This is a genomic window from Legionella pneumophila subsp. fraseri (assembly GCF_000586315.1).
GTDB classification, from domain to species: Bacteria; Pseudomonadota; Gammaproteobacteria; order Legionellales; family Legionellaceae; genus Legionella; species Legionella pneumophila_B.
In genome coordinates this window covers 247179-262479 of record NZ_JFIM01000002.1, presented here as the reverse complement: position 1 = coordinate 262479, position 15301 = coordinate 247179, and the positions used below count along the sequence as shown (strand labels likewise).

Sequence of the window (15301 nt, the reverse complement as noted above, 5' to 3'; positions counted from 1 at the left end):
TTAATGAAAGATTAAAGCGAAATTAAAAAAATATTTGACATGGAATATAGCCGTTATCAAATAGGCTCCCCGGATTACAGCTTTCTTATAATCCGGGGCGCTCTTTATGATTAGATTATGCATCCGATACGTAATGGGTCAGGCGAGATTAGCAAAGATTTTTCTACTCTCTCTCCCCAACAATCTCCTGCGAAAAGCATCATCATACTACTAAAGCCCCTAGGTCTGGAGAGAGCACCTCGAGGTGAAATTAAAAATCTGTGCTCAGTTCAAGATTAAATGTTTAATAAAACTTCAGGGACGTTGCTTGGTATATATTATACCCAATTAGTTAATTTAATTACTTTTTGAATAATTTTAAATCAAATGCTACCTTTTAAATATGGGTATATAAGTGGGGTAGATATCATGACAAGGTCAAATACTGAACAACTGGAGGAAGAATACCTTAACGCAAGGAGAGAGTATTGTATGGCAATGATGGACGTACACGACAAAGCAAGGGCATTGCTGAGTGAAACTCCAATAGATGAAGGTATGAAGCAAGCTATAATAAACTCAAGCGGGGTAAAGATCCGGCCTAACGAAACACAAGATGAATTCGATGAGCGCTTCGAGGACGAAATGGGTTTAACAATAGATGACTACATTGATTTTGCGCTTGATGTATTGGAAAAAAAATTGGAACCCGCAAGGCAAAGTATTGTAGCTGCTGCAAATAAAGAACTTGGTTCTCTTACTTCTGGACAATCTGGTTCGGCATGGGAAGATTTTCAACACACGATCCACGAGGGAGCAGAATATAAAACTATAGAAGTGGCGAAGTGTCTGCCTGAGTCTGAGCGTTGCATACAAGCTTTTAATCAGGCTAAGCTGGCATTTCGTGATGCAGCCACAAATTTAATACATGCAGAGAAACTGGAAGAACCGGAAGAGCCAAATCACGGCCCCAGGTTCTAGAGCAAGGACACAGGAAGACTCAAGAAGCTAAGAAATTATTTTGCTGTTTTCATTTTACCATCAAATTAGGAGAAAATGGAGTTTTAAAATCATCATAAGTAATTGCCATAACACACGATCTTGATTGACTACATTAGGTCTATTGCTTAAGCTTCAACCATAGGTTCCAATTGAAACTCAGGTACTAAACTTTTTAACAGAACGAGCAATTCCTCATCCTGGTGCTCAATACAGGCCGCCTGTATCATTCGTATGGTTTGTGTCAAATCATTCCAATCCAGTTCACGAAATCTTGCTTTGAATAATTTTTCATGTTTTGTTGAGGTTAACTGCTCAGTCTCATGAAACAACTCTTCATACATTTTTTCACCAGGACGCAACCCTGTGTATTCGATCATGATGTCCCTTCCTGGCTCTTTGCCTGCTAAGCGAATCATTTGTTCTGCAAGATAACTGATTTTAACAGGTTCCCCCATATCCAGGACAAAAATTTCACCACCCTCCCCATTCACCATAGCTTGCAAAATTAACTGGCAAGCTTCTGGTATAGTCATAAAATACCTTTGCATATCGGGATGGGTTACAGTTAGTGGGCCACCTTCCTGCAACTGTTTTTGGAACAAAGGCACCACACTACCTGCTGAACCCAGGACATTTCCAAAACGAACCGTAATAAACTGGGTTTTAACTCGTGTATTTAAATTCTGACAGTAAATTTCAGCGACTCTCTTGGTAGTTCCCATGATATTCGTAGGGTTCACTGCCTTATCAGTGGAAATTAAAATGAATTTCTCCGTTCCGAATGTCACACTGGCTTTAGCAACAACCTGAGTACCTATGACATTATTAAACACAGCAACCCGAACTTGATGCTGAAGCATGGGAACATGCTTGTAAGCAGCCGCATGAAATACTATTTCAGGTTGAAAGCGACGAAATAAGTGATTGATCGCAATTTCATCCGTCACACTGACCAAACTTAATTCAATAGGGATTCCTGGAAAATTCTTTAACAACTCCTGTTCAATTTGATAAAGGTTAAACTCACTATTCTCAACGATTGCTATACTTGCAGGCTCTAAAGCCATAACCTGACGGCACAATTCCGAACCGATTGAGCCACCACCACCGGTAATCAATACACGTCTTCCCGCGATTGAACGAGCAATTTTTTCCCATTCGAGCGTCACTTGATCCCTGCCCAACAAATCCTCAATGTTCACCGGTCTCAATGCATTCACTTCAACTCGACCTGAAGCCAAAGCTGAAATACTGGGCAAAGTACTAAAAGACACATGACTTTGCTCACAAAGCGTTACAATTCTTCGCATGGTTGCCGATTTAGCAGAAGGTATGGCAATGAAAATCAAATCCACTTCATATTGATTGACTAACTCGGTAATTTGATTAGTCGTTCCTAGCACTCGCACTCCATGAACCTCTAATCCCTTCTTACTTTTATTATCATCTACAAAGCCTATGGGCTGATAATAACTGCTTCTTTTCAAATCACGCACCAAGCCTTCCCCAGCCTGCCCGGCACCGACAACCAAAACTCTTTTAGATTCAAGTTCTCTGCTTCCTCTGCCAGGCTTATCCCAATGCAGACGGATCACCAATCTTCCCCCGCAAAGAATGGTAGCCAGGATAATACAATACAAGGGAAATACTGATCTGGGCAGATGCTGAAGAATTGAGCTTAAGTAAAAAACAGGGATTACCAAAACCATCGCTGTAATAGTAGCCTTCAATATCCTGATGACATCATTGAGAGAGGAAAAACGCCATAAACCTCTGTAAATCTTAAAATAATAGTAACAACTAATCTGAACAATTGATAATAAAGCCAAAGCAATAAAAGAATGGGTGGACGTCAGACTGCTGGGATATGGCTGCATATTATAGCGCAACCAGTAAGCAGCATACCAGGCAACCGGTATTGCAGCCACATCAAACAAAATTACTGGTAGTTTTGCAATGATTTTTTTTGTCAACATGATTATTTTTTGCATTATAAAAACCACAGTCTGTAATCCTTTATAAAGGAAAGATCGTACACTATGTTACAGTTTCCCGCATCAAAAATTAGCAAACAATTCATATCGGTATTGTGAATCAGCGCTACCAAAAGAAAAAACCCCGCTCAATTTGTATTTTTTATTATCATCAAGCAATGGCTTTAAACAAGCATCACCAGGAGTATAAATGACTTCTCCTTTATCAGTAAGTGAGGTCAAAATAATTATCGAGGGGTTTTCCTCTAAAATCTGATGACAAAATAATTCATATCTATTCACAACAGGAAATTGAGCCATTTTTTTATTATTCAAACAGTAGGAATCAATAAAAGTCAATTCACTTAAAAATGGAATCAAACCAGAATCTGCCAATACCACTTTATCTTGACTCCTGGCATGAGTATTTAACCATTGAACAACACTTATTCGTAATTGCTCTCCATGTACCGGATTCTGGCTAAAATAGCGATAATCACCAAGGGACATTTTAGGTATAAACAGCAATGCCAGAAAAAAAGCGCTCACATACAATGCCGCTTTAAAGTAATGATCTTGTTTTTTGAAATATCTTAATAAAAGATGACTTATACCCTGCCAAGTCAGAGGTAACATAAGAGCAAACGCTGGCAAGAACAATCGATTCTCAAAAGCAACAATGGGATCTGCTTTTGAAAGCATTAATAGATAGATAATACTGGGAGACCATAAAAAATAATGTCTTCTGTCCTGAGCATAAAAACAGGCTGGGAAAGCCAGAATAGCGAATGGCCAAATTAATTTGAGATAATTCAAATCCAGTGAATAGGATATTCCATTAAAGCCTTTGCAATACACTGAGTTAGGGAACAATAACCCGTAATAGTTCCAGCGCCATAGAAAATAAGGCACAAAGACCAATAAGATAGTAGTCGCAAAGCATGCTGCCCCTCTCCATGGCCTCTTACCAGATAACTTATTCTGATCCCAACTTATTAAAAGAAAAAAGAGAAGCATTAAAGCTGGTGTTTCAGGCCTTGTCATTCCTGCTAATGAAAGGAACAATCCTGCCATGATAAAACCACTTGTCTTAAAGGTACCTCGAGAAGCAGGATAAAAATGGTATCCCAATCCACGAAAGGCAAAATAGACTGAACCACTAATCAGCGCCTGATAAACAGTCATTTCAAAGCCGCTAACTGACCAAATAATTTGTCCCTTGTATAGCAAAAGCCAAATACAGGGGATAAGAGACTCGCGTTTGGCAAACCAAAATCGACTGATAAGAAAGATAAAAAGACAGGTTATAAGTAATCCAGCAAACCCGGCGATTTTTAGGGTAAGAACCGGATTAATGTGTAGAACAATGGATATCGCCCCCAAAACAACAAAGCTGAAATTGGAATAGCCCTCCACCGGTTCAGCGTTTAAATTCCATAATAAACCATTTCCTGCAGCCCAGTTTTTGGCATACCGCAAAGAAATATACATGTCATCGATAGTGAACGGCCAAATGGCCTGGATTTGTAAAACCAGCAAATAAACAAACAAAAGGATAAACAGACTGTCATACCAGCGCCACTTCACACTCATCAATTCAATGCCATGAAAGTCAAGATAGCAAAGCACCAAAGATTTATTCGAGATAATCGGTCACTTAAAAAAACATTGACCGGATCATCATTCTCTACATCCTGAGTGGCAAGCCAGGCAAAACGCCATAGTGCAATAGCTGCAAAAGGTAAGGTTAAAATGAAAAAGAACGATTCTGCCCTGGCATAAATAGTGTAAAACAGATACGTAATAAAGCAGGCTATTCCGGTAATAACGATAAGTCTTTGCAGAAAGACGGGATTATATCGTCGTAGCACCTTACGAGTTGAATTTTTCAATCCCAACTGCATTTCCAATTGCCTTTTATTTAATGCGATAAACAAACTCAGCAACGTCGCTGCAACAGTTAACCAGGCCGATATAGCCAAATCAATTCCTATTGTACCGGCCAAAACTCTGAGCATAAATCCCAGAGCAATACAAGCAACATCAAAAACCGGAATCAATTTTAAAACATGGTTATACGCAAGATTGATTATCAAATAAACAATTAAAATGACCACTAATTTTTTTGAAATAAGCCAACCCAGCGCAAGTCCAATAACCATCAATAATAGCATTACAATGATCGCGTCAAATAAAGTAACCTGCTCGCTGGCAATAGGCCTGTTGCATTTAAAAGGATGTAAGCTGTCTTCAGTTCTATCCTGAATATCGTTATAAATATAAACAGCGCTTGCAATAAGACAGAAAGAAAATGAGGCCATTAATGCCGGGAACAAATACCCTGGAACAGGAGTATAAATGAAACCAAGCATAACAAAAATTGCTTTACTCCAATGCGATAAACGCAGAAGTAAAAGATATTGGTATAACTTATCCATGTAACTTATCCTGATGATTTTATTTGCCAATTCCATCATACAAATCTACCCTTCTCTCAAAAACAGCTAAAACAGTTCTGTCATTTCTAATCAAAGTATTAATGACCGCCTCAATCAGGCTACAGGACATGGATTTGTTTTCAGTTTAAATTAATTTATACCCTATACAGGGCAAGATCATATCAATTTAAGTTGATTATATGCCATGATACTTTATAAATTTGAGTCTGTGTTTGTCAGTCCCGCCTGCGCGGGAATGACTCAAATTTTGCATTCTGTAATCAAAATATGATTTTGCCCTAACCCCCTATAAGAGTAACATATCTAACTCAAGGCTAAAAATAGTATAATCGCAAAAAAATCATCATTTCAAAGAGTTAAATCATAAATAAAATCTGTTGCATTACCTGATTGCAACAATTTAGTAAAAATTAATCAAATCAGATTGCATTTAACCAGTGAATCGGTAAGATAAAAAACACACAAATAAATTTTCAATGGATATGAGGTTAATATGCGCTATATACTGCCAGCAGGAGCTCTTACCAGCCTTAACTTTTTACGCCAAGACTATAAAACAGAAAAACAGGTGGATTTGGATCAACCCCCCTCTTTAATTGGAGTACCTACTTTTTTTGGAGGCACTGATGTCGTATCCAGAGACAAACAAACCAAATTTATAAAAAAAATGATTCTCGTTCTTCGAGCAAATCTGGCGAAAGAGGAAGAGATCACTACTCCCGAACAATGGGAAGCAAATTTAACTGCCTCAAGAGTAGTCATCGCAGCCTGTTTATACGTACAATCGCAAATTTCATCCCCAAAAAGCAACTCAAAATTATATAATTTAATTAATAAAGATTTAGGCATTACGGATACTAACTATTTAGATGAAGAAGACAAGGAAATATGCTTTTTAGCCGCTAATCGAGTGATTAATTCTTCTTTATCCGCTTTTAGTGATGCTAATGCTGCTATACGTAAAGCCAACGTAAAAGATTTACCCCCATTTACTGAACAGGAATGGAGTGAGTTTTCCAAATTTGTTGCCAGTGTGAGTATAAAAAAAGTATCTACCAATCCTTACAAAGACTATCCCATCACATCCATTACCCAACCGATGTTTGGAGCCGCTTTTTCTTACACGGGAGCAACAATTGGTTATCTTGGGGGAGATGTCATTAGCCAATCCTCCAAAGCAATGTCAACCAAACTGCAAATTACGACCATGGTAGGAAGTACCCTGTTGATGCTTGGTACAACCGGGCCTATGGGTGTCGCATTATTCTCTCAAGTCATAGCAAGCAAACTAGTTACTGCTTTTTTCAGTATCAGTTTGGCTCATGTTTTAGGAACAACCATGGGAATTCTCGGACAGGGCGTAGGCATGGGCATCGGGTTACCTTTGGATTATGCCTATAGACTGTTATGGAAAGCCAGTGCCACCATCATAAATTACTACAGCAACTACCCTAATACCTCTCAGATGACAGGTATTCGTATTGCTGATGGCAAATCCATCATTAATGGCATAGTGATTGAATACACTCCAAGCTCTGATTTAAAAACTGAAGAAGGACAACAAACAGTTGAAATTACCGAAGAAGGGAAACTCCTTATCAATGGAAAAGAAGTCACGATTCCTGACGGTGGAGTTCAACTTCCTCTTGAGTTAATTAATGAATTAAAGGCTCAATTGAAGTTACAAGAGAAAAAAGTTACTGAAGAAGATTCTTCAACTTCCACGCTGCTTACAACGCTTTAATAATTAAAAAGTTTCATAGTGTCGGTGTGGGTTGAGCTGAACTAAATGCTCAACTCCACAAGTGCTATCATCAAAAGTATGTCTAATAACGCATTACCACTTGTTCTTCCCCTAAAAGATTGTTCAATAGCCCAATTAATTCATCGCTAGGTGTCACACACCATTGCTGGCCAAGATTTAAATTAGCTTTTGCAACATCATTGGAATAAGCCAGTTGCACTGGACACCTCCCTGAATAAGTCTTTAGTAAGGATTGGATGGAAGGCAATACGGCAACATTGTTTTGATTTAAACGCAATTCCATGCAACGAGCGAATTTTGTTCGGGCTGAAGCAATACTTAAAAGTTGGTTGGCAGTCATTTTAACACCACCATTGTAATCATCAATGGCAACTTCCCCCTCAATTACCAGCATGTTGCCCGTCATTAATGGTTCAGAAAACTGTTCAAAAATCTCACCAAAAACTACAGCATCAATCCTGGCAGTCGCATCATCCATTCCGATAATCACTAATTTCTTACCACGTTTGGTTATGATTTTTCTAATCGCTGCAACCTGAGCGCAAATAATCGCTTTTTTATGTAAGGACGGATTTAATTGGCTAACAGGAACAATAAAATCCCCCAATTCACGCCTGTATTGATCAGCAGGGTGACCGGTAAGATAAAAACCTAATACTTCTCTTTCACTTTCTAATCGTTGAGCTTCCGACCAGGATTTACTCTCTATATAATTTTGTTCATCCGCTTTGTCCTCTAAAAGAGAGAATAAATCAAATTGCCCACTCGATTGGTTTTGATGTTCTTTTTCTGCTACTTTTAACGCTTTTTCCAATGACGCAGTTAATACAGCCCTTTCCACTTTCCAATCATCGAAAGCTCCACTCTTGATCAAAGCTTCAATCACTCGCCTGTTGACTTTGCGTAAATCCAATCTTTGGCAAAAACCAAATAAATCCAAATAGGGTCCATTCTGGTTTCTCTCCTGAATAATACACTCAATCGCAGACTCTCCAACTCCCTTTATTGCTCCGAGACCATAAATAATTGTCTTTTCATCTGATACAGTAAAATGATACATGGAGTTATTAATAGAAGGAGGCAACACTTGTAATTTCATGTGCGCGCATTCATCAATAAAAGTTACAACCTTATCCGTGTTATCCATATCAGAGGACATCACTGCAGCCATAAAAGCCGCAGGGTAATGTGCTTTTAACCAAGCAGTTTGATAAGCTACCAAAGCATACGCGGCAGAATGTGATTTATTAAATCCATATCCGGCGAACTTCTCCATTAAATCAAAAATATGGGTTGCAACCTGCTCATCCACTCCTCTCGCAACAGCACCCTGGGTAAAAATTTCCCTTTGCTTTGCCATTTCTTCCGGTTTTTTCTTCCCCATGGCTCGTCTTAACAAATCAGCGGAGCCAAGTGTGTAATTGGCCAGAACCTGGGCGATTTGCATTACTTGCTCTTGATAGAGGATAACCCCATAAGTAGGCTTAAGAATTGGTTCCAAGTCTGGGTGCGGATAATCAACTCGAGCCCTGCCATGCTTCCTGTCGATAAAATCATCCACCATCCCTGACTGAAGAGGACCTGGTCTGAATAAAGCAACCAACGCAATAATGTCTTCAAAACAATCGGGTTGAAGCCGGCTAATCAGCTCCTTCATACCCCGAGATTCCAGCTGAAACACAGCAGTGGTCTTACATGCTTTTAATAACTCAAAAGTAGCATCATCATCCGTTGGTATTTGGCTAATATCAATTGGCGACAGCCCGGCATTTTCACATTGCTTATTAACTGTAGCCAGAGCCCAATCGATAATGGTTAGTGTTCTTAATCCTAAAAAATCAAACTTGACTAATCCAACCGCCTCAACATCGTCTTTATCAAATTGGCTGACTATTTGTGTTGACCCTTCTTCACAGTAAATCGCTGTGAAATCAGTCAACTGAGAAGGTGCAATAACTACTCCTCCGGCATGCTTGCCTGCGTTACGAGTAATTCCTTCCAGCTTCAGAGCAAGATCAAATAACTCCTTTACTTCTTCCTCTTCTTCATATCGTCGGCGAAGCTCCTCTTCCTGCTCCATCGCTTTACTTAAAGTAATGCCTAACTCAAACGGAATCAATTTCGCCAGCTTATCCACAAAGCCATAAGGATGACCTAAAACACGCCCAACATCTCTCACTACGGCTTTTGCGGCCATAGTTCCAAAAGTGATGATTTGGGAAACGCTTTGCCTTCCATATTTTTCTGCCACATATTCAATGACCCGGTCACGGCCTTCCATGCAAAAATCAATATCAAAATCAGGCATGGAAACACGTTCTGGATTTAAGAATCGTTCAAAAAGCAGCTCGTACTCTAAAGGATCCAAGTCAGTAATCTTAAGGGCATAAGCAACCAGAGAACCAGCACCGGAACCTCGGCCTGGTCCTACTGGAACCCCATTTTGCTTAGCCCATTGAATAAAGTCAGCAACAATCAAAAAATAACCAGCGAAGCCCATGTTATTAATAACATCCAGCTCAATTTTAAGACGTTTGTCATACGCTTCTCTTGCAACAAGCGCCTCATCCTCAGACTTGTCTCTAAATAATTGTTTTAAACGTTCTTCCAAACCAATTTCAGAAAGATGTGATAAATACGCTTCAACAGTAGAGCCATCAGGTATTGGGAAATTAGGTAGGTAATTATGGCCGATCTCGAGTTTTACATTACAGCGTTTACTGATTTCTACCGTATTTTGTAATGCACTGGGGAGATCCGAAAATAAAAGCTCCATTTCATCTGCTGAACGCAGATACTGTTGGGAACTGTATTGTTGAACCCTCCTGGGATCAGCCAACGTATAGCCTTCGTGTATACATACTCGAGCTTCATGAGCATCAAAATCATCCTCATTGATGAACCTTACATCGTTGGTTGCAACAAGGGGTAATTGCAATTCATCCGCTAACGCGACCAACTTCTCATTATAATGCAGCTCATCAGCCCTTCCGGTTCGCTGAATTTCCAGATAAAAACGATTCGGAAATAAACTCATCCAATGTAAAGCACGTTTTCTTGCCAAGGCATCATCGTTTGCCAGTAATGCTTGGCCAATATCGCCAAACTTTCCCCCAGACAGAGCGATTAAACCCTGAGAAAACTCTGGAATCCATTGTAATTGTACTCTGGGTTGGCCATGGTATTGCCCTTCTTGATAAGCTTTGGAAACCAGACAAGTTAAATTTTTATAGCCTGTAGTGTCTTGACATAATAAAACCAAAGAAAAAATAGTATCCGGGGTTTCCAAATCATGGCACGGTAAATCACTACCGATAATGGGCTTGATTCCCGCCTCTGTCGCACTTTTGAATACTTTGACAGCAGCAAATAAATTACAAAAATCTGTTACAGCAACTGAGCTCATACCCCTTGCAGGTAAGGCCTTCATCAAAGGTTTAATCTGCACTAAACCATCGACTAATGAAAATTCTGTATGTACTCTTAAATGAACAAATCGTTGTCGCATAGAGGATTAACCCATTCACGATAATTGGGAAACTTTACCCTAAATTCCGGAAATAGGAAACTAACAGATATTGTCTATAAATGAGATTGATGCGGGTCAAAAGCATCCCGTACTGCATCTGCAAACAAGTTCATTGCCAAAACCAATATGAACATTAATAAAAAAGCTGCAAACATAGGCCACCATACAACAGGATCACGCGCCAATTCAAGCCGTGCCCCATTAATCATATTCCCCCAACTGATAGTCATGGGAGAAACCCCTACTCCCACATAGGTCAATACAGCTTCTGCCAATACTAAAAAACTGAAATCCAACACCAAGGTAATGATGACGATATGCATGACATTAGGCACCAAATGTTTGCGAACGATGGTAAACCAATTACTGCCTAAAGCGCGCGCGGCCAAAACATAATCAATTTCCCGCAATTTCAACGTTTCTGCTCTCAAAAGACGGCACAGACTTGTCCAACTGGTCACTCCAAGAATCAGGCAAAGCGCCAATAAACGAGCATCGGCACTCTTGGCCAGAGTAGTAAATTGCTCAGGGTGGTTTGCTATATAGGTTTGCAATGACAATACCGAAGCAGTGATTAATAAAACGCCAGGAATAGAGCTTAAAGTAGTATAAACATACTGGATAATATCATCGACAAGTCCACCAAAATACCCTGCTGCGATACCCAGAAACAAAGCCAGTGGCAACATGAATAGAGTTGTTAAAAAGCCAATGATCAGCCCCGTTCGAATACTTTTTAAACTGAAATAAAAAATATCTTGACCAATTTGTCCAGTACCCAACACGTGAAAATACCTTGATAATCCATAACCAATAGTTACGGCTAAAGTAAGTATGGCCACTGTTACTATGACACTCACTTGAGTAGGGCTTAAGATAAAAATATTTTTGTATCCAAAACTAAACTTTATTAAAACCAGTAATAACCAACTACCTAAAATCATCAAAATGCTATAGGTTAAACCTTTGATTATTACCGACTTGATAATCAGCGATTTGTCTTTTTCATTCTTGATAGAGACTGGTGGATATTTCAAGCGAGGATAGATCTGAGTCGTTACACCATTAATTAACTTCGTTTCACTCATAAATTGATTTAAAGCCATAGGCGCTGAATAGGTTTTCTCATAGGTACTTCCTATGGGTGCGAGAACTTTATCCAAAAGAGACTGAGTTTTTTCTGTTTTATCATTGATAGACTTGATATGAATAGAGTCCAATACTCCTATTGTTAAAAACAACAACAACACAATTCCAGCACTGATTGCCAATGGCCTGTGTAAAATGATTGCAAATGACAATTTGATGTGTTGTTTTCTAAGACTCATCAAAACAGTAAATAAAACTACCATCAGTAAAGTAAGAAAACATTTGTCAGTCCAAAGCAATTCAAATGTCATTTTTGCCACATACTCCTTGGTTATCAGGATAATCGCACTCGGGGATCAACGAGAAGGTATGAAAAATCAGTCAAAACCAACCCTATGATATAAAGAACCGACCCCAAAAAAACCATAGCCCTTACAATAGCAAAATCTTGCTGTTGTATCGCATCAATAATATAACTACCCAAGCCCGGCACACCAAAAAATGACTCTAAAACCAAACTTCCCATAAACAAAGTAGGAATGATGACCACAATTCCGGTTAAAATAGGTAACATGGCATTTTTTAATACATGCTTAAATAAAATCCTTTGCTCAGAGAGTCCTTTTGCTCTTGCAGTTTTTACATAATCCTTATTAATTTCTTCCAAAACCAAGGTTCGATACCAGCGTGCCCCAGCCCCTAATTGTCCCAAAACAGCCACTAGGACTGGCAAAATTGTAAATTTCAAAGCATCAAGGCCGTCATCATAGCCTGAGATAGGAAACCATTTTAATATTTTTCCAAAGAGATATTGCCCACCAATGATGTAAAACAAACTGGATATGGACATGAGGATAATACAAATAATCACCCCCGATAAATCAAGATAAGTCGAACGAAAAAATGCCATAGCCATAGCAAAAATGATATTCACCAACACCGCAAATAATAAAGTAGGTAAGGCAATGGCAAGACTTGGCCACATTCTGTAAGATATATCATGACTGATATCCCTTCCGGCATCTGAAACACCGAAATTAAAAGTAAACAACGTAAGCGATTTTTCATAAAACAAAGTCTGTTTAAATTGATTCAATCCAGTTTGTTCTGCATTATAAAATAATGGTAAATCGTAGCCATGAACAGCCTTCCAATCATCAATGGCTTTTTGCTCCACATGTTTATTACCTAAATGCATACGAGCCATATCATCTGGAGAATTCACCATGAAAAACAATGCAAAAGTAATAAGATTAATACCAAACAAAATTGGAATCGCATATAAAACTCTGCGCAGCATGTATTTAATCATTTTAATTTAACTCTTTCTGCCGGTTGTTTTTCTTTCTTTAAAAAAGCGATGAAAAGGGGGATTACCAAAGCAAGCAATAGTCCAAACAGCACACCTAAAGGCCAGAATACTGGTTGATTCCAGATTCGTCGCAACTGGTTACGTTCAGGAACATTAACAGAAACATATTTTAGCGTATTGAGAGAAATCGTATTGGATTTTACATTAGATACCCAATCTTGCGATAAAATAAAATCTTCAGAATGCATACCCCATATCCATGGAGCATCATGCCGGACAATTGCTAACATCTTATCAATTAGTTTTTGTCTTTGTTGGTCGTTTGGACGATTCTTCATCAAATTAAACAACCTATCAAATTCAGGATTTTCATAATTCGATGCATTTTCACCACCATATTTGACTTTTCCATTTTTTCCATAAAGCAAAAATAAAAAATTTTCGGGATCAGGATAATCGGCATTCCAACCCCAACTAAATATTTGAGCATGACCTATCCGCATCTTTTCCTGGAAACGATTATAAAGGGTTGCTCTAATATTGAGGTCAATCCCTATACTTGCAAATTGCTTTCGCATCCAGTCAAGCCTTGCCTTATCATCAGGCCCTCCTGTTGTCATCACATCGTAATGAAGAATTAAATGTTTACCAGTTTTCGGATCAATCCCTCCCGGGTACCCTGCCTCAACCATTAATTTCTGCGCATCCCTTAAGGGTCTTCGTTTCCTGGCATTGTTCACCCATTGATAAACATAGGGATTAATACCCTCTTTACCTTCTTTGTACCCAAAGATACCGGGTGGAATAGGACCTTGTGCCGGAATACCTCGGCCATTAAAAAATATGGCAATATTTTCATCAAAATTAACCGCGATAGAAATCGCCTGGCGTAATTTTCGCGCTCTTTTGCTATTGCCTCCAACGACGCTGTCAAGCATATTAAAGCCAGTATAATAGACAGACGGTTCCAGGGTTTGTCTTAAATATATTTTTTTATCTTTCATTTCCTTACTGAGAATAGGCTCTCCAAAGCGATTAATATGGATAGCCTGATCAAAACTGTCAGCACTTATCCCTGACATATCATAGTAACCTTGCAAGAACTTATTCCAACGAGGTATGGATTCCTTTTCAAGGGTATAAACGGCTTTATCAATTAATGGCAAGCGTCTTCCCTGATTGGTTAAATAACCTGCCCGTCTATCGGCATCTGAGCCATTGACAGGAAAATATACTTCTCTGAAATTGGGATTTTTCTCCAATACCATGCTTCTATTAGGATTATTTTCAGTCAGCATAAAAGGCCCTGTACCTATAGGATACCAACCAAAAGATAAGTTTTTATCATCCATATCTTTTTGGGAATAAAATAAATCCGCTTCCCAAGGGACTGGAGCAAAAAAAGGCATGGCTAACCAAAACAAAAATTGTGTATATTGCCCCTTCAATGTAATCTCAAAGGTGTAATCATCTAATTTTTTAATCCCCTTCAAAGGATACTGACGTAAATCTATAAAAGAATTTTTATTGGTCGCTCCTTTAGGAAGACTATCACCATACTCCTTGAAACCAAGAATGTAGTGACTCATCAATCCATATATAGGAGAACTCACAGCCGGAGTAGCCAATCTTTTAATTTGATAAATGTAATCATCGATGATCAGCTCCCTGGTGCCCGTGTATTTAAAATCTGACAACTTGCTAATATCATGCTCTTCCAAATAATCTTCTGATAAATGATGATATCGATAAGAGCCATCCTTCTTCCGGGCCAAAGCAGGATGAGGTTGATATAAAATCCCTTTTTTTATTTGAATGGTATAGACACTGTAAGCTGGTTTCGTATTATCTTCTGCCGGGACAGGGTTTCCCTGTGCATCCAAATATCGAATCGTGGGTAACCGGGTAGCCGTTAATGGTATTAATTCATAGGGTCTTTTATAGTAATCATACTCCAGCAGCGGCTCATAGATTTGGGCTATGAAAAGATATTCATTGGAAGAATAGGAGCGTGCCGGATCCAGGGTTTTTGGCTGTTCATTAAAAGAAGAATAATAAATATTTTCATTGGCCTCGCTCTCAGGGTAAGGATTATTGAATACCCAAGAACTGCTGTAAGCCAGATTGACACAGCAGGGCATTAAAAATAACATGAATTGAATTAACAAATATCGCCGCACTTAATTCCCTCGT

9 protein-coding genes are annotated in these 15301 nt (G+C 38.8%); 2 read left to right on the top strand and 7 right to left on the bottom strand.

The window, feature by feature from the left end; translation table 11 throughout:
- Nucleotides 1-366 precede the first annotated feature (366 nt).
- On the top strand, nucleotides 367-960 hold the full coding sequence (locus CC34_RS0103725) for a lpg0967 family Dot/Icm T4SS effector (protein WP_080272115.1): 594 nt from the start codon (nucleotides 367-369) through the stop codon (nucleotides 958-960).
- Between the two features lie 146 nt (nucleotides 961-1106).
- On the opposite strand, the gene CC34_RS0103720 is transcribed toward CC34_RS0103725, so the two are convergent.
- From CC34_RS0103720 to CC34_RS0103710, 3 genes are all read right to left on the bottom strand, one after another.
- Entirely contained in the window at nucleotides 1107-2972 is a 1866-nt protein-coding gene (locus CC34_RS0103720) for a polysaccharide biosynthesis protein (protein ID WP_161513071.1), read from the bottom strand.
- 66 nt (nucleotides 2973-3038) lie between these two features.
- Nucleotides 3039-4547 carry a DUF8728 domain-containing protein gene (locus tag CC34_RS0103715; protein ID WP_032833074.1) on the bottom strand — a complete coding sequence of 503 codons (1509 nt, stop codon included), beginning with the start codon at nucleotides 4545-4547 and terminating at the stop codon, nucleotides 3039-3041.
- Nucleotides 4547-5431 carry a decaprenyl-phosphate phosphoribosyltransferase gene (locus CC34_RS0103710; RefSeq protein ID WP_028377970.1) on the bottom strand — a complete coding sequence of 295 codons (885 nt, stop codon included), beginning with the start codon at nucleotides 5429-5431 and terminating at the stop codon, nucleotides 4547-4549. Before CC34_RS0103710 ends, CC34_RS0103715 begins: the two co-directional genes overlap by 1 nt.
- Before the next feature lie 475 nt (nucleotides 5432-5906).
- Here CC34_RS0103710 and CC34_RS0103705 point away from each other — a divergent pair, with 475 nt between their 5' ends.
- The gene (locus CC34_RS0103705; protein WP_027227663.1) at nucleotides 5907-7157 is read left to right on the top strand and encodes a hypothetical protein; all 1251 of its coding nucleotides are present in this window, start codon (nucleotides 5907-5909) and stop codon (nucleotides 7155-7157) included.
- Nucleotides 7158-7239: 82 nt separating this feature from the next.
- Here the strand turns inward: CC34_RS0103705 and dnaE are convergent, their stop codons facing one another.
- From dnaE to CC34_RS0103685, 4 genes are all read right to left on the bottom strand, one after another.
- Nucleotides 7240-10686 (bottom strand): DNA polymerase III subunit alpha, encoded by a 3447-nt coding sequence (dnaE, locus tag CC34_RS0103700; RefSeq protein ID WP_027227662.1) that lies wholly within the window; start codon nucleotides 10684-10686, stop codon nucleotides 7240-7242.
- A gap of 74 nt (nucleotides 10687-10760) precedes the next feature.
- Nucleotides 10761-12107 (bottom strand): ABC transporter permease, encoded by a 1347-nt coding sequence (locus CC34_RS0103695; protein ID WP_028379159.1) that lies wholly within the window; start codon nucleotides 12105-12107, stop codon nucleotides 10761-10763.
- A 23-nt stretch (nucleotides 12108-12130) separates the two neighbouring features.
- On the bottom strand, nucleotides 12131-13108 hold the full coding sequence (locus CC34_RS0103690; RefSeq protein WP_028377967.1) for an ABC transporter permease: 978 nt from the start codon (nucleotides 13106-13108) through the stop codon (nucleotides 12131-12133).
- On the bottom strand, nucleotides 13105-15261 hold the full coding sequence (locus CC34_RS0103685) for an ABC transporter substrate-binding protein (protein WP_050598192.1): 2157 nt from the start codon (nucleotides 15259-15261) through the stop codon (nucleotides 13105-13107). Before CC34_RS0103685 ends, CC34_RS0103690 begins: the two co-directional genes overlap by 4 nt.
- Between the last annotated feature and the right edge of the window lie 40 nt (nucleotides 15262-15301).

Bases quoted from the DNA above. Each gene is read 5' to 3' on its own strand.
- CC34_RS0103715 (WP_032833074.1), bottom strand. From the start codon at position 4,547: ATGAGTGTGAAGTGGCGCTGGTATGACAGTCTGTTTATCCTTTTGTTT.
- CC34_RS0103725 (WP_080272115.1), top strand. From the start codon at position 367: ATGCTACCTTTTAAATATGGGTATATAAGTGGGGTAGATATCATGACA.
- CC34_RS0103710 (WP_028377970.1), bottom strand. From the start codon at position 5,431: ATGATGGAATTGGCAAATAAAATCATCAGGATAAGTTACATGGATAAG.
- dnaE (WP_027227662.1), bottom strand. From the start codon at position 10,686: ATGCGACAACGATTTGTTCATTTAAGAGTACATACAGAATTTTCATTA.
- CC34_RS0103695 (WP_028379159.1), bottom strand. From the start codon at position 12,107: ATGACATTTGAATTGCTTTGGACTGACAAATGTTTTCTTACTTTACTG.
- CC34_RS0103720 (WP_161513071.1), bottom strand. From the start codon at position 2,972: ATGCAAAAAATAATCATGTTGACAAAAAAAATCATTGCAAAACTACCA.
- CC34_RS0103705 (WP_027227663.1), top strand. From the start codon at position 5,907: ATGCGCTATATACTGCCAGCAGGAGCTCTTACCAGCCTTAACTTTTTA.
- CC34_RS0103690 (WP_028377967.1), bottom strand. From the start codon at position 13,108: ATGATTAAATACATGCTGCGCAGAGTTTTATATGCGATTCCAATTTTG.
- CC34_RS0103685 (WP_050598192.1), bottom strand. From the start codon at position 15,261: ATGTTATTTTTAATGCCCTGCTGTGTCAATCTGGCTTACAGCAGTTCT.